The sequence below is a fragment of the Hymenobacter cheonanensis genome (assembly GCF_030581075.1).
Classification (GTDB): domain Bacteria; phylum Bacteroidota; class Bacteroidia; order Cytophagales; family Hymenobacteraceae; genus Hymenobacter.
Genome location: NZ_JAUQSW010000002.1, coordinates 399,321 through 415,709, shown reverse-complemented (window position 1 = coordinate 415,709; position 16,389 = coordinate 399,321). Strand labels below are relative to the sequence as shown.

At 63.8% G+C, this 16,389-nt stretch carries 14 protein-coding genes; 7 read left to right on the top strand and 7 right to left on the bottom strand.

The window, feature by feature from the left end; all coding sequences use genetic code 11:
• Nucleotides 1-24: 24 nt before the first annotated feature.
• Entirely contained in the window at nt 25-2,343 is a 2,319-nt protein-coding gene (gene katG / locus Q5H89_RS05365) for a catalase/peroxidase HPI (RefSeq protein WP_305018272.1), read from the bottom strand.
• 231 nt (nt 2,344-2,574) lie between these two features.
• Complete coding sequence (locus Q5H89_RS05360; protein ID WP_305018271.1) at nt 2,575-3,078, bottom strand: DUF421 domain-containing protein; 504 nt, start codon at nt 3,076-3,078, stop codon at nt 2,575-2,577.
• A 310-nt stretch (nt 3,079-3,388) separates the two neighbouring features.
• Here Q5H89_RS05360 and Q5H89_RS05355 point away from each other — a divergent pair, with 310 nt between their 5' ends.
• Nucleotides 3,389-4,273, top strand: a complete 885-nt coding sequence (locus Q5H89_RS05355; protein ID WP_305018270.1) for a DUF6929 family protein — start codon at nt 3,389-3,391, stop codon at nt 4,271-4,273.
• 88 nt (nt 4,274-4,361) lie between these two features.
• Here Q5H89_RS05355 and Q5H89_RS05350 read toward each other — a convergent pair whose 3' ends face one another.
• Together Q5H89_RS05350 and Q5H89_RS05345 are read right to left on the bottom strand one after the other, a co-directional pair.
• Complete coding sequence (locus Q5H89_RS05350; RefSeq protein ID WP_305018269.1) at nt 4,362-4,664, bottom strand: hypothetical protein; 303 nt, start codon at nt 4,662-4,664, stop codon at nt 4,362-4,364.
• Between the two features lie 11 nt (nt 4,665-4,675).
• Complete coding sequence (locus Q5H89_RS05345) at nt 4,676-5,065, bottom strand: carboxypeptidase-like regulatory domain-containing protein (protein ID WP_305018268.1); 390 nt, start codon at nt 5,063-5,065, stop codon at nt 4,676-4,678.
• A gap of 162 nt (nt 5,066-5,227) precedes the next feature.
• Between Q5H89_RS05345 and Q5H89_RS05340 the strand changes: the two genes are divergently transcribed.
• Nucleotides 5,228-7,336: a T9SS type A sorting domain-containing protein gene (locus Q5H89_RS05340; RefSeq protein WP_305018267.1), complete on the top strand. Its 2,109-nt coding sequence runs from the start codon at nt 5,228-5,230 to the stop codon at nt 7,334-7,336.
• Nucleotides 7,337-7,497: 161 nt separating this feature from the next.
• Here Q5H89_RS05340 and Q5H89_RS05335 read toward each other — a convergent pair whose 3' ends face one another.
• From Q5H89_RS05335 to Q5H89_RS05325, 3 genes are all read right to left on the bottom strand, one after another.
• Nucleotides 7,498-7,992, bottom strand: coding sequence for a GNAT family N-acetyltransferase (locus tag Q5H89_RS05335; protein WP_305018266.1), 495 nt, complete (start codon nt 7,990-7,992; stop codon nt 7,498-7,500).
• Nucleotides 7,993-8,129: 137 nt separating this feature from the next.
• Nucleotides 8,130-8,381 carry a hypothetical protein gene (locus tag Q5H89_RS05330; RefSeq protein ID WP_305018265.1) on the bottom strand — a complete coding sequence of 84 codons (252 nt, stop codon included), beginning with the start codon at nt 8,379-8,381 and terminating at the stop codon, nt 8,130-8,132.
• Between the two features lie 33 nt (nt 8,382-8,414).
• A complete protein-coding gene (locus tag Q5H89_RS05325; RefSeq protein WP_305018264.1) occupies nt 8,415-8,900 on the bottom strand; it encodes a hypothetical protein in 486 nt (161 codons plus the stop codon).
• Between the two features lie 120 nt (nt 8,901-9,020).
• On the opposite strand from Q5H89_RS05325, the gene Q5H89_RS05320 reads away from it, so the two are divergent.
• From Q5H89_RS05320 to pyrF, 5 genes are all read left to right on the top strand, one after another.
• On the top strand, nt 9,021-11,066 hold the full coding sequence (locus Q5H89_RS05320) for a M13 family metallopeptidase (protein WP_305018263.1): 2,046 nt from the start codon (nt 9,021-9,023) through the stop codon (nt 11,064-11,066).
• Nucleotides 11,067-11,150: 84 nt separating this feature from the next.
• Nucleotides 11,151-12,542 (top strand): magnesium transporter, encoded by a 1,392-nt coding sequence (mgtE, locus tag Q5H89_RS05315; protein ID WP_305018262.1) that lies wholly within the window; start codon nt 11,151-11,153, stop codon nt 12,540-12,542.
• Between the two features lie 101 nt (nt 12,543-12,643).
• The gene (locus tag Q5H89_RS05310) at nt 12,644-14,059 is read left to right on the top strand and encodes a carbohydrate porin (RefSeq protein ID WP_305018261.1); all 1,416 of its coding nucleotides are present in this window, start codon (nt 12,644-12,646) and stop codon (nt 14,057-14,059) included.
• Between the two features lie 105 nt (nt 14,060-14,164).
• Nucleotides 14,165-14,950, top strand: coding sequence for a S1/P1 nuclease (locus Q5H89_RS05305; RefSeq protein WP_305018260.1), 786 nt, complete (start codon nt 14,165-14,167; stop codon nt 14,948-14,950).
• Between the two features lie 682 nt (nt 14,951-15,632).
• Nucleotides 15,633-16,388, top strand: a complete 756-nt coding sequence (gene pyrF / locus Q5H89_RS05300) for an orotidine-5'-phosphate decarboxylase (protein ID WP_305018259.1) — start codon at nt 15,633-15,635, stop codon at nt 16,386-16,388.
• Nucleotide 16,389 lies beyond the last annotated feature (1 nt).

The following is a 16,389-nucleotide window of genomic DNA, read 5'->3' as shown; positions in this document are numbered from 1 at the left end:
CAGTGCACTAGGCAAGGGCCCTGGTTAGCACTCCACCACGTCCGGCTCGTTGATTTTTACGTCGTAGCGGTCAAGCATCATCACCTTGTCCCAGGCCTTCACGAAGGTTTTCAGGAAGCGCTGGTGGCCGTCGCGGCCGGCAAATACTTCGGCCACGGCACGCAGCTGGCTGTTCGAGCCAAATACGAGGTCGGCGCGGGTGGCCACGAAGCTTTTCTTGCCGGCTTCGCGGGGTTCGAGCGCGAAAGTCATACCCGTGGCGTCGGCCTTCTTCCAGTCGTACTCCGTGCTGGTCAGCACCTTAAAGAAGTCGTTGGTGAGCGTGCCCACGCGGTCGGTAAAGATGCCGTAGGGCGAGTTGTCGTGGTTGGCATTCATGGCCCGCAGGCCGCCGGTTAGCGCTACCCACTCGGGGGCCGTCAGCGAGAGCAGCTGCGCCTTGTCGAGGAACATTTCCTCGGGGGCCACGCCCTGCGAGATGTCGGCAAACCCTTTGTCGAGGTAGTTGCGGAAGCCGTCGGCCACGGGCTTCAGCCAGGTAAACATCTCGACGTCAGTCAGCTCCTGCGTAGTATCGCGGCGGCCCGGCGTGAAGGGCACCTCGATAGTAGCGCCCGCGTCGGCGGCGGCTTTTTCGAGTGCAGCGCAGCCCCCTAGCACGATGAGGTCGGCGAGCGATACCTTTTTGCCGCCCGTAGCCTGGCCGTTAAACTTTTCCATCAGCCCACGCACCGCCGCCACTACTGGCACGGTGCGGCGGTTCACTACCCAATCTTTTTGCGGGGCCAGCGCCAGGCGCCCGCCGTTGGCGCCGCCGCGCTTGTCGCTGCTGCGGTGCGAAACGGCCGCCGAAAAAGCAGTGAATACCAGGTCGGAAGGCGAAATGCCCAGGCCTAGGATTTCCTGCTTCAGCGCCTCAATATCTTCACTACCAATTATAGTGTAGTCGGCCACCGGGATGGGGTCTTGCCAGAGCAGGTCGTTTTCGTTGCGCTTCTCGGGGCCGAGGTAGCGCTCGCGCGGGCCCATGTCGCGGTGCGTCAGCTTGTACCAGGCCTTGGAAAACGCCTGGGTGAAGGCGTCGAAGTCATTTAAAAACTTCTCGCACACCTTGCGGTACTCGGGGTCTACCTTGAGGGCGATGTCGGTCGTCATCATCATCAGGGCGTTTTGCTGGCCGGGGATGTGCGCGTCGGGCGTTTTGGGCGCGTCGGGGTCCTTAGGCGTCCACTGCAGTGAGCCGGCCGGGCTTTTTACCTGCTTCCAGTCAAACTTGAACAGGTTGGTGAGGTAGTCGTTGTCCCAGCGGGTAGGGTGGGGCGTCCAGCTGCCCTCAATGCCGTTGGTCATAGTGTCTTCGGCGTTGCCCTTGCCGCGGGGGTTGTGCCAGCCCAGGCCCATGGCCTCCATGGGCGCTATTTCGGGCGGCATGCCGATTTCGGCGGCCGGCGTCATGCCGTGGCTTTTGCCGAAGGCGTGGCCCCCGGCAATCAGGGCCACGGTTTCCTCGTCGTTCATGGCCATGCGCGAAAACGAGGTGCGAATGTCGCGGGCCGACTTCACGGGGTCGCCGTCGCCGTAGGCGCCTTCGGGGTTCACGTAAATAAGGGCCTGGTGGGTGGCGCCCAGCGGGTTTTCGAGGTCGTAGTCGGCGTCGCCGTTGTGGCCGCGCCAGCGCTTGTCGCGCTTTACCATGCTATCGGGCGAGCTGATGTTCTTGGGGTCCCACACCTCGGGGCCCCAGTAGGTGCGGTTGTCGGCTTCCCAGGCATCGTGCCGGCCGCCGGCAAAGCCGTAGGTGGGGAAGCCCATGATTTCCAGCGCACAGTTGCCGGTCAGCACAATCAGGTCGGCCCACGAAAGGGCGCTGCCGTACTTCTGCTTGAGGGGCCACAGCAGGCGGCGCGACTTGTCGGTGTTGCCGTTGTCCCACCAGCTATTGATGGGGGCGAAGCGCTGCAGGGCCTCGCCGGCGCCGCCGCGGCCGTCGGCAATGCGGTAGGTGCCGGCCGAGTGCCAGGCCATCCGTATCATCTGCGGGCCGTAGTTGCCATAGTCGGAGGGCCACCAGTCCACCGATGAAGTCAGGAAGCCTTTGATTTCCTGCTTCAATTCCTCCAAATTGATGGAGTTGAAGGCATCGGCGTAGTTGAAGCCGTCGTGGAGCGGATTGGCCTGCGGGCCATTCTGGTGCAGCGATTCTACTTTCAGGCGGTTGGGGTACCAGTCCGAAAGCTGAGGCGGCGTGCCCTCGGCCCCGCCGATGCGGTCGCCGCCAAACGGGCATTTGCCCTGCATCTCAAATGTCTTGGTGTCAGTCTTGTCGTGGCTTATGTGAAGCATGGCGGTTTCCTGTGGGAAGGGTGAAGGTAAGGTAAGCTGTTTAGGGCAGTGCAATGCGTGGAAAAGAACAAGTTAGAGCCAGATTTTGGAGAAAATCTGACTTGCCTGAAGCAGGCAAAAGTGCCTGGTTGCGCCTTACGATGAATCGAAATCGAATGATGCTACTAACCCGGAATTTTCGCTTTTGCCAGCCTGCTCCTGCTGCTAACCTTAAAAAGCCAGCGCCCGGCGCTAGCCCTTCTTTTTCACTACCGAAATGCTACCGTCGCGCTCCAGGTACACGGCCTCGGTATCGGCCAGGGTACCTACGTTGCCGTTTTCGTGCAAGCCTTCGCGCAAATCCTTCTCGCTAAGATTAAGCTGACGCAGCTGCTCGGGCCGAGCCTGGCCTTTTTCGGCCAGCAGGTACACCTGGCCTTTCACAATTTTGCCAACCCAGTCGTAGTGATACGAGGCCCACGCCAGCCCCCGGTGCAGCAGCACAAAGGCCAGGCCCGCCAGCAGCGTTCCTCCAAAAGAAGATGCTGCCACCACCGCCCGGCTCAAAATGGCCCCGAGCATAATTTTAACTACCAAATCGAAGGCCGTGCTACCGCCAAACGTGCGTGGTCCCGACAGCCGCAGCAGGGCTAGCGCCGCAAAGAAGACGATAACCGCCCGCGTGGTCATTTGCACATCGGTAATGGTTTGGGAAGTGGCGTGCGGGCCAAAAAGAAAGTCTACCAGGTCGTGCATACAGGCTGGACACCAGGCCCAGGATTAAATCAGTTGGTGAGCGGCCCACCCGGCCGGGGGCTAGCCCCGGCGCGGGGTGGCTTGGCAAACAAGCAGGTGGGTTTGGGCGCTTTCTACGGGTGTTGGGTAGGCCGATGTTATGCGTCCGTTACCAACGGTTCAGCTTAGTTCCGGCGCCGCTGGGCTAGTACCGCCGTGGCGCTGTGGCTACTTAGTGTGGCCCGTTAGCGCGGCCCGGCCCTTCGTGCCCGGCGCACGTACTTTGGGAAAAAACCTGCTGCCCGTGACGGCGACTATTCTTTCCGAAATCGTGCTACCCCACCTGCCTTCGGCGTCGGGGGTAGAAATAGTTGGGGCTACTGCCTACGTCGTCAGCGACGATGCGCCCTACCTCTACCTGCTCGATGCGGCCACGCTGGCTGCCACCGGCCGGGTGCAACTGTTCGAAACCACTGATTTTGGCACCGGCCGCATTCCCAAGGCCAGCAAGCCCGACCTCGAAAGCATGGCGGCCGTGGTAGGCCCTGGCGGGCAGGCCGGGCTGCTGCTCTGCGGCTCGGGCTCGCGGCCCAACCGCGACAAGGGCTACTTTGTGAGCTTGCCGGCTAGCCCCGGCGAGGCCGCTACGCCGGTGCAGGCGCTTGATTTACAGCCGCTGTATGCGCAGCTGCGGGCCCACCTGCCGCCCGGCACCACCCTCAATATTGAGGCGGCGGCCACCACCGCTACCGAGCTGCTGCTGTTGCAGCGGTCGGTGGGCGGGGGGCCGGCGCTGCTGTTTGGGGTGCCGCTGGGGGCGGTGCTGGCGCACCTGCTGGGGCCTGGTATGCCCGCGCCGGGTCCCGCGCGGGTGCTGCCCTTCGAGCTGCCCGGGTTGGATGGCCACGCGGCCGGGTTTTCGGGCGCTACCTACGTCGGTGGCGTGCTGCTCGTCACGGCCTCGGTGGAGGCCACTGCCGATGCCGTAGCCGACGGTGTTGTGCTGGGCTCCTTCGTGGGAGTGGTAGACCTGGACGCCTCCACAGCCTCCTTTGCCCGCCTCGCCTGGGCCGATGGCCGCGCTTACCTGGGCAAAGTGGAAGGCCTGGCCGTGCGGCGTACCCTAGATGCACACACGCTGGAGCTGCTGTTGGTTACGGACGACGACCAGGGCGGTAGTACCGCCCTGGTAGCCCAGGTGCAGCTGGCCGGGTAGCGAAGCGAATTTCGCTTACTCAAGCTAAATAGCTGCTAGTGAGCGCCTAGTAGATATAGCTAACTCCGGTGCGCACTAGCTAGCAGCATTAAAACAGTTCTGAAGGCACTACCTGCACAAGCACCAGCCAGGCGCCGGCGGGGGGCGTGCCCGGGTCGGCATCGAGCAGCAGGGCACGAGTAGGCGGCTGCCCGTCGTGGCCCAGCTCTTCGATGGTAGCGGGCAGCAGCAGCGCGGGCTGGCCGGGGCTATGTAGCCGCACCTGCACGGCCGTGTGCAGGTCGGGCGCGGCCAGCCACCCTGGCACGGGCGAGGCCGGTAGCAGCAGCAAGCCCAGGCCCGGCACCCGCAAGCTGCTGCGCACCACAAAAGCCCCGGCCGGAGGCGGCAAACCGGGCGCCACTACGAGCCGGTTTTCATGATAAAGCCCTTGCGCTTGCCGTGCTGCTTGATGCGGGTGCCCGGTAGCAGCTGCATTTCCAGGGTTACCGGGGTGCAGGTGGTATAAGTAAATTCCTGTGGGGCGTAGCCAGCCGCGCTTACCGCCAGCGTGGGAAAATTAACCACCGAAGCCGGCAGCGTAAAGAAGCCTTCCTCGTTGGTAATGAGGATGATGCTGGTGCCCTTGACAAAAATGCTGGTGCCGGCCAGCGGCTTTTCGCCAGCCATTACCCGGCCATTAAAAGTGCCGCAGGGGCGGGCGGTGGTGGCCGCGGGCGGGGCCGCCTGGCTGAAGCAGGGAACTGTGCTGACCGCTAGCAGGCCAAGCAGGAGAGGAGAGAAGCGATGCATAAGAAAAACAGAGCAGAAAAGCGGCTGGGCCTGCGGGCCGGGTGGGAAGCCGCGTGGTAGTACGTAACTGGCGCGTAATGGCTCATGGCTTTTTCACAAAGCGTGCCGAAGTTTTGGCGCCTGGCCTGCCGGTTGGTAGGGCAGGCGGCGGTACATTCGCCCATGCGCTTTTTTACTCATTTGCGAAGCTGGCTGCTCGGGCTGGCTCTGGCGGTAGCGGCTAGCCGGGTGGTGGCTCAGCAGGCCCCCCTGCCGTGCCTGCTGCTGCCGCTGCCCGCCGCCGAGCGGGTGCAGGCCGCTAGCCTCATTGTGGAGGCCGAAGTGCTGGATGCCCACGGCGAGTGGGATGCCAGCCACACCCACATTTTTACGCGGCAGCGGCTGCGGGTATTCCGGGTACTGAAGGGCACGCTGCCCGACACGGCGGCGGTGCCGCTGGTGGTAGAGGGCGGCCAAGTGGGCTTGGCTCGCCAGGAGCTTACCAACACCCTGCGCCCGCTGCCGGTGGGCCAGCAGGGCATTTTCTTTCTGGTGCGCACGCCGTGGGCGGGCGTGGCCCCGGCCTACGCCGCCTACGCGTCGAGCCAAGGCGTCATTACCTACGACCTGGCCCAGGGCACGGCCGCCGAGCCGGCCCGCCCCTACGCCACCTGGGCCGAGGCTAGCCAGCAAACCTCCCGGCTCAGCGGCCGGCCGCCGCAGGAGCTGCGCGCCAACCCGCGCCTGCAAGCGGCCGCCAGGCGCGCCGCCGGCCTGCCAGCGGCCACTACCCGCTCTACGCTGCAAGTGCTGGCGCCGGTTATTACCGCTTTCAGCCCCGCGCAAACCACGGCCGGTACCGGCGCGGTGCTCACCATCCAGGGCAGCGGCTTTGGGGCTAGCCGGGGCAGCGGGGGCGTCGATTTTCGCAATGCCGACGACGGGGGCGCCACCACCACCCGGGCCCTGGCGCGCGATTACCTCAGCTGGAGCGACACCCAGATTCAGGTGCGCGTGCCTTCGCTGGCTACCAGTGGCCACCCCGCCGGCACCGGCACGGTGGGCGTCACCACCGCCGATGGCAGCAGCGCTACCTCGGCCGCCGCGCTCACTATCGTCTACGCCCTCAGCAACATCGATGATGCCACCGGCGCCTTTGCCGACCGCCCCAACCACGTGGCCACCAATGCCACGGGCGGCCTCACGTTCCGCTTCAGCCCCAGCTTCGCGGCCAATGCGGCGGCGGGGGCCGCCTGGCAGCGCGGGCTGGCGCAGTGGCGCTGCGCCACCGGCATCAACTGGGAAGTAGGGGCTACGGCCACTGGCAACGCCATTGCCTCGGATAATACCAACGTGGTGGCTTTCGACGATGGCACGCTGCCGGCCCGGGTGCTGGGGCGCACTACGTCTTATTACTTAGGGTGTTATAATGCCCAGCGGGAAGTTGTTTTCTACGTGTCCGAAATCGACCAGCAGTTTGCCACCAGCCTGCCGTTTCAGTTTGGGCCGGGGCTGGCCGGGGCGGGGCAATACGATTTTGAGTCGGTGGCCGTGCACGAGCTAGGCCACGCCCAGCAGCTCGCGCACCTCATCCGGCCCGGCGCCATTATGCACTACGGCGTGGCGCCAGCAGCCAACCTGCGCACCCTCAGCCCCGCCTCCGACGTGGCGGGCGGGCGCCTGGTGCTGCGCACCCGCAGCTTCCGCAGCCGGGGCTGCGGCGGGCCGGCCATGCTGCCCGCGCCGCTCACGGCCCTGGTAGCCAGCGTAGTAAGCACGCTGCCCACGCTCTCCTTCAGCACCCGCGCCGAGTGTTTTCTCAATGGCTTTGTGCTGGAGCGCAGCGCGGGCATTGACACTACCACGGCCGGCGGGGGCTGGCAGGCCGTGGCCACCACCCCGGCCGGCGTAGCCAGCGGCCAGTACGTGCTCGCCGACCCGCGCCCGCTGGGTGGCCTGCACTATTACCGCCTGGGCCTGCGCCGCCCCGACGGCACCACCGACTACGCCGCCCCGCTGCCGCTCACCACCGATGCCGCCGCCGCCGCGTCGGTTTTCCCCAATCCGGTGGCTGGCAACCAGTTGCAGCTAGTTTATCCGGTGGCCGCCAGCGGCGACCTCGTGCTGCGCTTCTACGATGAGCTGGGCCGCTACATCAGGGGCCAGCGCCTGGCCGTGCAGGCTGGCCTCAACGTGCTTACCCTCGACGTAACGGGCTTTCGCCCCGGCTTTTACATCCTGCGCCTCACCACCGACCAGGGTAGCAGCAGCCTGCGGGTGGTAAGGCTTTAGCAGGCTGATAGCTAGTATTATAAGTAGATACGTTAAAGTAACGGCCGTCATGCCGGGCTGGCCGAAGCATCTTGTCCGAATCGTCAGGGCACAAACCCAATGATATAGGCAAGACGCTTCGGCCAGCCCGGCATGACGGCCGTTATACTGCGTACTATCTGTTATTTATCTCCCCCGGCAAACTGATACGCGCGCAGGTCATCGGCGCTAAGGTTGCCGTTCAGCCACTCGCCTTCGATGTTGGCCCCTAGCTTTTTATAGAAGGCAATGGCCGGCTCGTTCCAGTCGAGCACCTGCCACTTCATGCGCTGGGCACCGGTGCGCCGGGCCTCGGCCACCACGGCATCGAAGAGCAGGCGGCCGTAGCCGCCGCGCCGGGCCGCCTCCGTCACTACCAGGTCTTCGAGGTACAGCATCCGGCCCTTCCAGGTCGAGTAGGCCGTGTAAAACAGGGCCAGCCCGATGAGGTCGCCCGCGCTTTCGAGCACGAAGAAGCCAAAAATCGGCGCCGGCCCGAAGCCGTCGTGGCGCATCATGTCCAGGGTGTTGGTCACGGCGTCGGGCTCGCGCTCATACACCGCCAGCTCCTGAATGAGGGCTAGCACGCGGGGCAGGTCGGCCTCCTGGCCGCGGCGCAAAACAGGGGAAGTTGTCATCAGAAAAACGAAAGCTCAGCTATGCGAAAGCCTGCGTTTCGGAGCTGCTTTGCAGCTTAGAAACGCAGGCTTTCGCTACTGTTAAAAGGCGGTCGGCTGAATCTGGAAAATCAGGTAAGGCAATACAAACCTGCGGGTTACATCTGCGGCTGCATCTTCTTGATGTCTTCCACGGCGTTGGGGGCCGTTAGCTCGCGCATGGGGCTGTTGGCGGCCGGGGCGGGGGCTTTTTTGCCACCGGTAGTGTCTACGGCGGCCGGAATGGGCGGCAGGGCCGTCGTGGCTACGTCGTCTTCGGTCGAGGTGGGGTTGCCGTCGGGCGAGCTGCAAGCGGCCAGGGTCAGCGTGAGGGCCGCTGAGGCTAGCAGCGCGGGCAGGAAACGTTTCATCATCATGAGATAAGCCGGATTTTAGGCCGCAAGTTACGGCGCGACGGCCCGAATGTTGGGCAGCGCGGGCAGGTATTCGGCGGATAGCTGCCACAGCCACCAGCCCAGCAGCGCCGCGCGGGCCGTCCAGGCCAGCGTGCGCAGCCAGTTGGTGCGCACCAGGCCGTCGAGCGCCACGTAATTGTAGCCGCCGGCCGCCAGCCGATTGTGAAACGGCACGGCGATAAAAAACGTGGCCAGCCACACCACCACTACCAGTGCCAGCTGCCCTAGCGCCGCACCCGCGCCCCAGCCAGGGTAGGCCGCCCAGGCCAGCCAGCCGGCCAGGGCCAGCTCGGCCACCATGGGCGCGCCCACGGCCCAGCCCATGCCCCGCGTGTGGGCGGTGTGGTAGCGGCCAAATTCGGGCTTGCCCACCCGCATCAGCGCCGGGTACGTGACCAGCTGCACCACCCAGACAACGCCGGTAAGGTAGGCCGCCAGGGCAAAATTGAGGAGAAGCAGCTGCGGAAGCGTCATGCGGGCAAAAGTGGGGCGAAGCGGTGCAACCGTCCTACGCAAAGCACCGACCGTTAGCTACTGTGCCCCGGCCGGCGCTACTATTGCGGTGCTTCTGGCTAAGCTCTATCTTTTTTCGCAATGAACAAAAACCTGTTGGCGCTGCCGCTGCTGGCCGCCCTGGCTACGGCCTGCAACTCGTCTTCCACCTCGTCGGCCTCGGGCAAGCAGCCCGATTTGCTGCGCGCCGCCCTCGACACCACCGTGGCGCCGGGCAACGATTTTTTCAGCTACGCCAACGGCACCTGGATTAAAAACCACCCCATTCCGGCGTCCGAAAGCAACTCGGGCATCGGTATCGAGGTGCAGAAAGAAGTGTACAACCGCCTGCGCGAAACCAGCGTGGAGGCTGCCAAGGCCAACGCCGCTGCCGGTAGCAACCAGCAGAAAATCGGCGACTTCTGGGCCGTGGGTATCGATTCGGTAAAGGCTAATAAGCTGGGCGTGGCGCCCCTCAAGCCCGAACTCGACCGCATCGCGGCCATCAAAGCGCCGGCCGACGTGCCGGGCGTCATCGCCCAGGAAATCAAGCTGGGGGTGCGCGCCCTCATCGGCCCGCGCGTGAGCCAGGACGATAAGAACAGCGATAAGATGGCGCTGTACCTGCACCAGAGCGGCCTGGGTTTGCCCAACCGCGACTACTACTTCAACACCGACACCCGCACCAAGAACATTCGCCGCGCCTACCTGCGCCACGTGGCCAACACGTTTAAGCTGCTCGGCCAGGACTCGACCACGGCCAACGCCAACGCCGCCCGCGTGATGGCGCTCGAAACCAGCCTGGCCAAGTCGTCGCGCAAGCTCGAAGCCCTGCGCGACCCCTACAAAAACTACAACAAAATGACCGTGGCCCAGCTCGACAAGCTGACGCCCGGCGTCGACTGGAAATCGTGGTTCGGCCAAATGGGGCTAGCCAAAGTTGATACGGTAATTGTGGGCCAGCCCGAGTTCTACCAGACGGTGGGCCAGCTCTTGAAAACCAAGGCGGTAGACGATTGGAAGGCCTACCTCAGTTGGCAGCTGGCGCGCGAGTACGCCGCCACGCTCAGCCAGCCGTTCGTGGATGAGAATTTCCACTTCTACGGCACCACGCTGCGCGGCGCCAAGGCCATGCGCCCCCGCTGGAAGCGCGTGCTCGACATGGAAGAAGACGCCCTGGGCGATGCGCTAGGCCAGCTTTTTGTGAAAGAATACTTCAAGCCCGAAGCCAAGGCCCGCTACGATACCTTGGTGAAAAACGTGGTATCGTCGTTTGCCGAGCACATCAAAAACGTGGACTGGATGAGCGCGCCCACCAAAGTGGTGGCCCTGGACAAGCTCCACAAAATCAACCCCAAAGTTGGCTACCCGAATAAGTGGAAGGACTATGCGAGCCTGACCATCGACCGCAGCTCGCTGGCCGCCAACGTGATGCGCGCCAACACCTGGCAGTACAACTACCAGCTCAACAAGCTGGGCAAGCCCGTCGACCGCACCGAGTGGGGCATGACGCCCCAGACCTACAACGCCTACTACAACGGCTCGAATAACGAGATTGTGCTGCCCGCCGCCGCCTTCGCCATCCCGACCTTGCTCGATGCCGATGCCGACGACGCCCTCGTGTACGGCTACGCCGGGGCCAGCACCATTGGCCACGAGCTGACCCACGGTTTCGACGACGAGGGCAGCCAGTACGACGCCCACGGCAACCTGCACGAGTGGTGGAGCAAGGACGACCGCAAGCGCTTCAACCAGCGCGTAAATGTGATTGTCAAGCAGTTCAACCACTACACGCTGCTCGACTCGATGCACATCAACGGCAAGGCCACGGCCGGCGAAAACATTGCCGACCTCGGTGGCATCGTCATCGGCCTCGATGCCTTCAAGAAAACCAAGGAGTACAAGGAAGGCAAGAAAGTGGCCGGCCTCACGCCCGTGCAGCGCTACTTCCTGGGCTACGCGCTGGGCTGGCAGATGCACGTGCGCGACGAGGCCCTGGCCTCGCAGCTGCTCACCGATGTGCACTCGCCGGCCCAGTACCGTGTGAACGGCCCGATGGCCGACGTGCCCGCTTTCTACGACGCCTTTGGCGTGAAGCCCGGCCAGAAGCTCTACATTCCGGACTCGGCGCGGGTGAAGATTTGGTGAGTTAAGGGCTGATTGCCTGCTAGATACATCGCTTGGCGGCAAGGCTACGTAAGAGCGGGCAAAATCTCGATTTTGCCCGCTCTTATGGCTCCTGCCCATACCCTCACCACCACCGAAAAGCTCCAGGAGCTACTGGCGCACCGCGACTTCCGGGGCCTGAAACACCTGCTGCCTACCCTGGCCGCGCCCGACCTGGCCCACCTCATTGCCCACCGGCCGGTGGGCGAGCTGCTGGTTGTTTTCCGGCTGCTGCCGCTGGCCCAGGCCACGCGGGTGTTTGAATACCTCACGCCGAGCGCCCAAAACCAGCTGCTGGGCCAGCTAGCCCCCGAGCAGCTCACGGCCATGCTCAACCACATGGCCCCCGACGACCGCACCAACCTTTTCGAGCGCCTGCCGCCCGCGTTTGTGCGTGCGCAGGTCGAGCGGCTAGCCCCCGAGCAGCGCCGCGTAACCTTGGAGCTGCTGGGCTTTCCGCACGACAGCGTGGGCCGCCTCATGACGCCCGACTACATTGCCCTGCGCGAAGACTGGAGCATGGCCCAGGTTTTTGACTTCATCCGCCGCCACGGGGCTAGCGCCGAAACCGTGACGATGCTGTATGTGGTTGATGAGCAAGGTGTTTTGCTGGATGATATCCACATCCGCGAGTTTCTGATGGCCCCTGCCACAGCCCACGTGCGCGACATCATGGACCGGCGCTTTGTGTGCCTCAGCGCCCAGCAGAGCCAGGAAAAGGCCCTGGCCGATTTCCGCCGCCACCAGCGCATCGCGCTGCCCGTCACCGACGCCCACGGCGTGCTGCTGGGTATCGTGACCCTCGACGACATCCTGGCCCTGCGCGAGCGCGAAGACACCGAGGACATGCAAAAGCTCGGCGGCTCCGAGGCCCTTGACGAGCCGTATTTGCAGATTCCTTTGCTGAAAATGGTGCAGAAGCGCGCCGGCTGGCTGGTGGTGCTCTTTTTGGGCGAGATGTTTACGGCCACGGCCATGGGCTTTTTTGAGGGCGAAATCGAAAAGGCCGTGGTGCTGGCCTTGTTCGTGCCGCTGGTTATCAGCTCGGGCGGCAATGCGGGCTCGCAGGCCACCTCGCTCATCATCAGGGCCATGAGCCTGGGCGAGGTAACGGTGGGCCGCTGGTGGCAGGTAATGCGCCGCGAGCTGCTGGCGGGCCTGGCGCTGGGCGTCATTCTGGGCATTGTGGGCACCGTGCGCATTGCGCTTTGGCAGGGCCTGCACCTGCGCGACTACGGCCCGCACTGGGTGCCGCTGGCCCTGGCGGTGGGCTTTGCGCTGGTGGGCATCGTGCTTTGGGGCTCGCTGGCGGGCTCCATGCTGCCGCTGCTGCTCAAGAAGGTGGGCTTCGACCCGGCTACTTCGTCGGCCCCTTTCGTGGCCACCCTGGTCGATGTGACGGGGCTGGTCATCTACTTCACCGTGGCCTACGCTTTCCTGCACGGCACCCTTTTATAAGGCCGCCAGCTGGATGAGGGTTAAGTGAATAGCTGGTCCTTTTCCGGCCCCGGGCTACCTTTGCGGCGCGTATTGCCTGTGCCCATTATTTTCTCTGGTTGATGACTTTTTACCCTTTGCGGGCGCTGGCAGTAGCTGGCCTACTAGCCCTCGCCGGCACGGCCTACGGCCAGGGTGCCGTAACGCCCCCTGCCTCGGCTACGCCGGGCAAGCCGCCGGCCGCCGCCTCGGCCCAGCAGCCGGTGCACCTTGATAATGGCCAGCCCAACGACTACCACGGCTGGAGCCTGCACTTTCAGCAGACGATTATCCGGCAGTGGCACGCCGATTTCTCGCCGCCCTACTCCGACAGCCTCAGCCTGCAGCCGCGCGAAAGCGCCAAGATGTCGCTGACTACCACGCTTTTTCTGGGCCGTCGGCTGTGGAAAAACGCGGCCGTTTTTCTCAACCCCGAGGTGTCGGGCGGCAGCGGCCTCAGCAGCGCCTCGGGCCTGGGCGGCGCCCTCAATGGCGAAACCTTCCGGGTGGGCTCGCCCGAGCCGGTGCTGTATCTGGCGCGCCTGTACTTGCAGCAGCGCTTCGCCATCGGCTCCGAGGTGGTAGACGATGAGGACGATTTCAACCAGCTGGGGGGGCCGCGCCCGGTGCGTTACTTCAGCATTACGGCCGGCAAGATTTGCCTGGCCGACTACTTCGACCAGAACAGCTACTCGCACGACCCGCGCACCCAGTTTATGAACTGGACGCTGATGAGCGCCGGCGCCTGGGACTACCCGGCCAACACGCGCGGCTACACCGTGGGCGGCGTGCTCGAATACATCAGCCCCGGCTTTGCGGTGCGGGCGGCTACCTCGCTGCTGCCTACCTACGCCAACGGCCCTACCCTCGACTACGGCTACCCCAAGGCCCACGGCGAAACCGTAGAGATTACCAAAACCTACCACCTGCGCGGCCACCAGGGCACGGTGCGCGTGCTGGGCTTCCACAACGTGGCGGCAATGGGCAACTACTACCAGGCCCTAAGCTCGCCCTACGTAGATGGCCGCCCCAACATTGAGAGCGTGCGCGGGCCTAGCCACGGCAAAAGCGGCTTTGCCGTGAACGTGGAGCAGGAGCTGGGCGGCGAGCTGGGGGCCTTTGGCCGCCTGAGCTACAACGACGGCAAAAACGAAACCTGGGCCTTCACCGAAGTAGACCAGAGCGCCTGCCTGGGCCTCACCACCACCGGCGCCCGCTGGCACCGCGCCACCGACCGCCTGGCCCTGGCCGCCGTGGTCAACGGCATTTCGAGCGGCCACCGCGACTACCTGGCCGCCGGCGGCTACGGCTTCATGCTCGGCGACGGCCGCCTCAACTACGCGCCCGAGTTCATTACGGAGCTGTACTACAGCATCGACTTTCCGAAATATCACGCCGCCATTACCCCCGATTATCAGCTTGCCCTAAACCCCGGCTACAACCGCGACCGCAAGGGGCCCATCCACGTAGTAGCCCTGCGCCTGCACGTCGAGTTTTAGCAAATTGCTGTTGTTTGGGCTGGCACCTATGCGCCAGCTAGCCCGCTTATATTTGCAACCCCCTGACCGGCAAGGTGTCCTTGCCGGTCTTTTAGTGCTGCCTTAATGAAGAAAATCGTATTGGCGCTGGCCCTGCTGGCTGCGCTGCCGCTCCGCCTCTGGGCCTGGGGCGCCGAAGGCCACCGCGCCATCGGCAACATTGCTGAGCATCACCTCTCCGAAAAGGCTCGCAAGCAGGTGGTTGCCTTGCTCGGCACCCAAACCCTGACGCTCGTGAGCACCCAGCCCGATGAGATGCGCTACCTGCCCGAGTACAAGGAAACCGCCCCTTGGCACTACGTGAACACGGCAATGGGCCTAGCCCACGACCAATACCTGCAAGCCGTGAAAGCCCAGGCGGGCCCCAATGCTTACAACATGCTGGTAGCCAAAATCAAGGAGATGCGCGACCCGGCCAAAACGCGCGAGCAGCGCGCCGAGGCGCTCATCTTTGTGGTGCACCTGGTGGGCGATATTCACCAGCCCATGCACACCGGCCGCGCCGAAGACAAGGGCGGCAACGACATCAAGCTGACCTACCGGGGCAAGGATACCAACCTGCACAGCCTCTGGGACAGCGGCCTGCTCGACTACCAGGGCCTCACCTACACCGAGATGGGCCAGCAGTACAGCGTGCTGCCCGAGGCGCAGCGCAAGCAGTGGCAAGCTACCGCCGACCCCGCCGAGTGGCTTTGGGAATCGTACCAGGAAGCGGGCAAGCTCTACGCTGAGGCGGCCCAAAATCCGAACCCCGACTTTCGCTATTACCCTGCCCACGCCGACCTCATGAAGCAGCGCATTCAGCAGGCCGGCGTGCGGCTGGCCGCCGTGCTCAACGAGGCCTTTAAATAGGCCCGCTAACCACGTAAAAGCCCGCCGCATCTGCGTGATGCGGCGGGCTTTTTTGTTGCCAGGCCGCTAATTGCCAGGGGTTAAGTTACCAGCACATTAGCGGAATAAACAGCCAAAGTTACGGCAGCTACTGCCTGATGCGCAAGCAGTTGAAAATTGCCCAATTTTTTTCAGCTGCTAAAAACAAGCGAAAAACGTGTTTTTGACCATCTTAACCCCCAAAAAGTGAAACTGAAAAATCCGGCCTGAAAGCTTTTTGCAAATGATAATACTACACCTGAAAAGGGCATCGTAATTTTGCACCGTGAACGCAATCAACCACCAGTGGATGAAGCACGGAACGGCCAAACAAGCCGTTTTGCGGAAAGACCGGCCGGCGGCTGCCGCCGTTTTTTATTCGTCCTGCGATTCGGTTTTTGTATTTTTTGCTTCGCTCTTTTGGTTGCCGCCCCATTCGCTTGAGGCGGTTTTTTTGTGCCCGGCCGGCGCTCCTAGCATCGTGCGTGCATCCAGCGCTTGCCCAAACGCCGACCGGGTGAGCCACTACAACGTACTATAAACTGCTGACTACGAAGCGCCCGGCCCTGCTGGGCGCTTTTGTTTTTGCCTGATTTCAAGTTGCGTGGGCTTTGCAGTCCGCGACCCCCTAGCCAATTGCGGACTGCAACGTCCGCGCAACCGTATGCAAAAGCTCCTCACCCGCGTTGCCCAGGCCAATACACTGCTTTGCGTGGGCCTCGACCCCACCGGCTCCGACGAAGACGTGACGCGCCGGCTGCCGCAGGTCATCGCCGAAACGGCGCCCTACGCTGCCGCCTTCAAGCCCAACCTGGCGTTTTTCCTGAGCCGCGCCAACGGCGTGCAGCTGCTGCGCCAGGTGATACGGAGCGTGCCCGACGGCATCCCGGTTGTCCTGGACGGTAAGTTTGGCGACATCGCCAACACGGCCATGCACTACGCGCAGTTTGCCTACGACGTGCTCGGGGCCGACGCCGTGACGGTGAACCCCTACATGGGCGCCGATGCGGTGGTGCCCTTCGCCAGGCCGGGCAAGTTCGTCTTTGCCCTGGCCAAGACCTCGAATCAGTCGCCCATTCAGGAAGCAGTGTTGCAAAGCGGCGAGCCCGTGAGCGATTTCACCGCTAAGCTGCTAGCCGACCTCGACGCTACGCACCGCAACATCGGCCTCGTGGCCGGCGCTACCGACGCGGCGGCCCTGGGCCGCCTGCGGCAGCTGTGCCCTAGCCAGTGGTTTCTGGTGCCCGGCATCGGCGCGCAGGGCGGCGACCTGGCGGCGGTGCTGAAAGCGGGCCTGCTGGCCGATGGCGGCGGGCTGCTGATTAATGCCTCGCGCAGCATTTGGCAAGCCGAGGATGCGGGCACGGCGGCGCGGGAATTGATGAATGAGATAAATGAGCATCGGACGGTGACAGCATAAA

Bases quoted from the DNA above. Each gene is read 5' to 3' on its own strand.
- Q5H89_RS05310 (WP_305018261.1), top strand. From the start codon at position 12,644: ATGACTTTTTACCCTTTGCGGGCGCTGGCAGTAGCTGGCCTACTAGCC.
- Q5H89_RS05345 (WP_305018268.1), bottom strand. From the start codon at position 5,065: ATGCATCGCTTCTCTCCTCTCCTGCTTGGCCTGCTAGCGGTCAGCACA.
- Q5H89_RS05340 (WP_305018267.1), top strand. From the start codon at position 5,228: ATGCGCTTTTTTACTCATTTGCGAAGCTGGCTGCTCGGGCTGGCTCTG.
- Q5H89_RS05330 (WP_305018265.1), bottom strand. From the start codon at position 8,381: ATGAAACGTTTCCTGCCCGCGCTGCTAGCCTCAGCGGCCCTCACGCTG.
- katG (WP_305018272.1), bottom strand. From the start codon at position 2,343: ATGCTTCACATAAGCCACGACAAGACTGACACCAAGACATTTGAGATG.
- pyrF (WP_305018259.1), top strand. From the start codon at position 15,633: ATGCAAAAGCTCCTCACCCGCGTTGCCCAGGCCAATACACTGCTTTGC.
- Q5H89_RS05335 (WP_305018266.1), bottom strand. From the start codon at position 7,992: ATGACAACTTCCCCTGTTTTGCGCCGCGGCCAGGAGGCCGACCTGCCC.
- Q5H89_RS05305 (WP_305018260.1), top strand. From the start codon at position 14,165: ATGAAGAAAATCGTATTGGCGCTGGCCCTGCTGGCTGCGCTGCCGCTC.
- Q5H89_RS05360 (WP_305018271.1), bottom strand. From the start codon at position 3,078: ATGCACGACCTGGTAGACTTTCTTTTTGGCCCGCACGCCACTTCCCAA.
- mgtE (WP_305018262.1), top strand. From the start codon at position 11,151: ATGGCTCCTGCCCATACCCTCACCACCACCGAAAAGCTCCAGGAGCTA.
- Q5H89_RS05320 (WP_305018263.1), top strand. From the start codon at position 9,021: ATGAACAAAAACCTGTTGGCGCTGCCGCTGCTGGCCGCCCTGGCTACG.
- Q5H89_RS05325 (WP_305018264.1), bottom strand. From the start codon at position 8,900: ATGACGCTTCCGCAGCTGCTTCTCCTCAATTTTGCCCTGGCGGCCTAC.